General features: G+C 41.6%; 4 protein-coding genes. All 4 read right to left on the bottom strand.

Annotation, left to right across the window (positions count from 1 at the left end; translation table 11 throughout):
• Nucleotides 1-564 precede the first annotated feature (564 nt).
• Nucleotides 565-1,974, bottom strand: a complete 1,410-nt coding sequence (locus tag A3751_RS11940; protein ID WP_068456241.1) for a polysaccharide deacetylase family protein — start codon at nucleotides 1,972-1,974, stop codon at nucleotides 565-567.
• The gene (locus tag A3751_RS11935) at nucleotides 1,974-2,930 is read right to left on the bottom strand and encodes a GNAT family N-acetyltransferase (RefSeq protein WP_068456238.1); all 957 of its coding nucleotides are present in this window, start codon (nucleotides 2,928-2,930) and stop codon (nucleotides 1,974-1,976) included. Before A3751_RS11935 ends, A3751_RS11940 begins: the two co-directional genes overlap by 1 nt.
• Complete coding sequence (locus A3751_RS11930; protein ID WP_197466304.1) at nucleotides 2,924-3,844, bottom strand: sulfotransferase; 921 nt, start codon at nucleotides 3,842-3,844, stop codon at nucleotides 2,924-2,926. Before A3751_RS11930 ends, A3751_RS11935 begins: the two co-directional genes overlap by 7 nt.
• 35 nt (nucleotides 3,845-3,879) lie before the next feature.
• Nucleotides 3,880-5,103: asparagine synthetase B (locus tag A3751_RS11925; protein WP_231876886.1), on the bottom strand; the 1,224-nt coding region annotated here is incomplete at its 5' end.

Genomic DNA, 5,103 nt, shown 5'->3' with positions numbered 1-5,103 from the left:
AAGCTACCAGCTTCGCTACATCATGCATAAAAAGGGAGTACCAGTGATATTTACCNGAAAAATTATTTCCCATCTCACTTCGCACAAACTTTGNGTCTTCCCCCCCCCCCATTATTGAAACAAGCAAAGCTACCTTAGGTATTTGAACTAGGTAAAGCAAAAGCACTAAAAGAGAAAGAGTTAAAAGCACAAACAGTGCAAAATGCTCAAAAGGTAGCAACTCATTGATAAAAACAGATCGGTTAGGCTTTAACCTCGAAGTAGCAAATGCCCTAGCAAATAGAAAAAACCCCAAGACCATGGAAACAATTGTAAAGCTCGACGCCATCCATGCAGTGAGAACCAAGTCTTGACGCTCTATACCAATAGCAACCCGATAATCGATTAATTGAAAATAAAGTAGAAAATACCCAGCGTAACCAAGAAGAATCATTGAGACAAAGGTAAATGACGGTATTGATAGACGAGTTACTGGGTAACCAATCTTATTCATTATCCATGAGAACAAAAAAGGGATAACAAAAAATAGTATGACAAACAAGAAGTCCTGCACCATAGCTTTAATCAAACACCGCGCAATGTAGCGTTAAGAACACTAAAAAAACCATTTTTGATGTCGATAGAAGAAAGCGACGAATTGTGCCAAAGCAAAGCAAAGTCACCATTGACTTGATAGCAAGTAGTTTTCATTCGGTGCATAAACTTGAGAGCTTCTTCCGTGACGCCTAAATCCATATAGCGATCATCAATGACCGTACATTCCATAACCACCAACGGTCGCTGCTTTAAACGAAGCTTCTCCTGCTTTTGCCAACTCCACATACTGAACTCATGACATGTACCAAACCTAAAGCCAGCATGGTCGGCATAACCGCCGGTTGTATCGTATTCAAAGCCAGCATCATCTAACAAATCTGGCGTAATAGACGAATCCCAACGCAGATAGTGCTGCCTGTTGCCTTTAATCTTTTGCCCTATTCCTAACTCTCGTAAAGTTCCTTCCAACAGGGCTTTTTGCTTTTTAAGTTTGGTGCCATCTTGATATGTCTGATAACTACCATGCACACCTATTTCGTGGCCACGCTCATCGATCTTGATCAAAAGCTCTCGAATATCCTTATCTTTAAGCGAATAATCACCATTGCCAGGTTCAATCGATTCAGGAATGAAATAAAAAGCCGCTTTTAAACCATTCTGCTCACACACATCCATGTACCAATCAAAGGTGTAATTTGGGTCAAACCGAAAATCACCTTTTTTATTGAAATGATATCGCTGTATGCGCTTTAACGCTTCAGTAACACTTTTTCGTTTAAGCAGGTCTGCAGCACACGTTCGTAGTAATCTTGGTAAGGTCTTTACTGTCGGGTCAAATGGCGTATCTGCATCACAGCTAACAAATATTTTTGGGGTGCGCTCTTTTCGTTGTAGCTCTGGCCAAAGCTTGGTCATACAAGCCCATAACAATTCGACATACTCGTCGACTATCGGACGTTCAAGAAAGCCATATTTATATGCAAGAGAAGCCTTAGCTGGGAATCTATCGTGCTGATCTCGCTCAGGACTGACTAACTCTTCAAAGCGACTGAGCATAAAGAAGATGGTACCGAACAAGTCAAAATCAATCTTAATATTCGAGCCAATCTTTAGGTTTGGCGAACCAAACATAACAGGGATGTCGTTTTTGTCTTTAAAGCCGGACTGTTCTTCCAGACCTAACTCTAGTGACTTTAGAAATAAACATTCGACTTGGTGGTCAGAAAAATCGAAAGCCGAGATTTCATTACATTCCAATTCAATTATAAAATTCGTCTGTATCTGTATAGACTGAGAGTGATTATCGAGCGAAATAATTACCCTATCACAGTCCTTATATTCAACCCTGTATTCCTGCCCTAACCATTCATCAAAAACGATACTTAGCGTGTAATCAAGAAAAGGCTTAACCTGAGTTGGTGCTGTAACCGTCAACATTAACGAGCAGCCTTAAGTGCTTTAGCTAAACGAAGCCAACGATTTGGTGTATGCGAAATCTGAAAATAGGGCTTTTGCATCGCACCAAAACCTCTAAAAAATCGTTCGATGGGCTCAATCATTGACCCCTCAAAATCAAAGCGTTTCGTAACCGTCGATGCAAACTTAATTGCTTCCCACATACAAAGACTAGTTGCACCGCTATTGCGCAACTCAGGATCGCCCCCTCCCATCAAGTAATAGGCCGAATGCTTATCCCAAACGATCAACACACCTGCGTGAGGCCTTTCTTGCTCATCGTAAGCAACAAACCATTTAACACCCTGTTTTTTCATACAAGCTTCAACCAAGCTATTAACAAACGACCTATCATTAGCCATTTGCATATCTTGGCGCGCAAATGTCTTTTGATTTAAGGCGAGAAACTCTTCAAGCGGAACATCACTCTTCACCGTAATTTTAACGCGCCCTTGTGCTTTCCTTATCTCTCGACGAATGTTCTCTTGAAAGCCATCAAACACAGAATTAAGATCATCTAGGCTTTCAAGCACGTAGGTATAGCCTGTCGTTTGCTCAAACCCTTTCCAATAAAAGGGCAACCAGTTTTGATTGGTGTAAGACCAATTCTGCCGAAAGCTATCATATGCAGGCAGTTGCTGAATTAGGCTTTGCATCACATCTTTTTCCCGTGCAAGCTGTTTCGCGTATTTGCCGGTACTGGGTCGAATCCAAGGTCCCAGGTGCTGCGTGAGCGATGGCTGGCCAAGATAAGTTAAAGAATTGAGCCGCTTAGTAGTTGTATAAGGCATAGCGCCGACAACCTGCCCGCCTTTCTCCACAAGCGCAACATCCCAAGCATCACCTACTGTTGCGTCAAGCCAAAACGGCTGCAGAAAAATTGGTAGATCTTCTTTTTCGTTAAAGTTAAGGTATTTTTGTTTTGTATCGCTTAGCAAAAGATATCCTTATCAAAATCATACTTTTCGATCGCTGCATCGAGCATACTTAATTCATGTTGAGGAATACTATCTTTGCTATCTTTTTTAAATTCTGGAAAGTCAGAATTACCCTTCTCCTCTAGGCCAAGCCACTCACCCATCTTTTTTACAGCACCCACAGAAAGCTTGTTGTACTGAACCGTCATCACATTTTCGTCTGGGAACAAAGAAAGATCTTCCTTTATTTGTTTTTCTAGGTGATAGACTTGCGCTGCGCACATTTCACCTTCAGTAAGTGCTTGCAACTCTCGGAAGTTCTTAGGGCGGACGCTCCACATCTCATTAGAAGCAACTCCCATTTTTTCCCGTGCTCTTAAAATAGAGCGAACCGTAAACCTTGGATCCCTGCGGATAAATATAATTTTGGCATCCGGCGCAAACTCTTTTATCAAGCGTAAACGCTGCCCCATATTCAAATTTTTAAATAACAAAGGTAAGCCAAACATCCCAGAAACTGCAGATAGCTCTTTACGAATTTGGTCGATTGATTCTTGAGATACCGCACCAGCATCGACAAAATGATCCTCCTTTGACAACCACCGATACCAAAACTGTCCACATTCACTCGGGGCGTGCTCGCCAAACTCAGCGGTGTTGCCATGTTCTGCTACAAAGTTATTGTGTGGCTCTAGACCAAAGCGCCGATGACTTAACCACATTCCGAAAGGTAATTGTTTAAACCAAGACGCGGCCAAATTATCTATGTATTTCACATCATAACAGTTTGTTAGCGCTTGATAGAGAATTGTAGATCCAGTGCGGGGAGCGCCTACAATAAATATAAGACAACTGCGCTGTTTCTTTTTATTGCTTCTAAACCAATAAAAGGGATAGTTAAGTACAAGAATTTCCGCTCGCTCAAAAGTTCTCAAGACATACTTATAAAGTTTTCGTATAAAACTTATCACTAATCACCAAACGAAGGAGATGAAACAAAGTTCTTGAACCACACATTAGTGGAAACTAATTGCCAAATTTGAGTGTAAGGCCGCCTACCTTGCCGATACTCACTGTACCACCGCTCGATCGTAGAAGGATCAAAAACACCCATCTGACCCAGCTCTTGAAGATTATCTCTAACATACTCAGCCAACTCTTTTTTCATCCAGCTATTTAGAGGAAAAGAAAACCCTTTTTTTGGCATTTCTAAGGCTTGTTCCGGCAAAAATTTTCGCGATAATTTCCGCAGCAAATATTTTCGCTCATTATTTTTTAATTTCAAATGAGCAGGAATAGTGTACGCCGCCTCGATCATATTATGATCTAAAAATGGGAAGCGCCCCTCAATCGAGTTCATCATCGTAAACTGATCCGTGCGTTCTACGTGATGATTTCCGACATAGTTTCTCAAATCCATATACGACAAAGCTTCGACAGCACTAGAACAAGGAACCTGCTGAGCATAAAGCTCGCTTACACACTCTACAGGATCAAAACCCACCCCAATTCTTTGATTAAAAAGACTATTCAAGTCATCAACCGGCATCTTTAAAAACAATAAAGAATGGAGACTAGTAGCCGAATCACAACCCAAATATCCACACACCCTTTTTAACCGCGAGCTAGGCATTAATTGACCAAACCGCGCCAAACCGCGAAATGACTTCATCCCCTCCCATACTTTGCACCATTTATAATAATCATAGCCAGCAAACAACTCATCCCCACCTAAACCGTTAAGTGCCACTTTGACACCCTTACCTGCAACAAATTTCGAGACAATATAATTTGGAGAGACACTGTAGAATGGTTCCTCGTACCCAAGGCTGCTACTCTCAATCTCTTGGAGATATTCTCTAGGATCAACGCTTCGCACGTTGTGCTTTATTCCTATGTGTCGAGCAATAACAGAAGCTTCCTCAACCTCATCTTCAATACAACTACCTTTAGAGAAACCAAGTGTATAGGCTTCAGCAGAAGCCCCTTGATCAAATGCCAAAGCTGAAATTAAAGTTGAATCAATACCTCCACTCATGAAAACGCCCACTGGTACATCAGCATGAGTACGCAATATAACCGCCTGCCGTAATTCAGCCTCGATCAACTCAAGCGCATCACCTTCTGTCATTGTACGGTCTTGCGTTCCGACGGGAATATTCCAATAACGTTTTACTTCGACAGCTCCTTGTTT

Source organism: Oleiphilus sp. HI0080, from assembly GCF_001635135.1.
The sequence above is the reverse complement of the archived record's forward strand: the minus strand, read 5'-3'. Positions and strand labels throughout refer to the sequence as shown.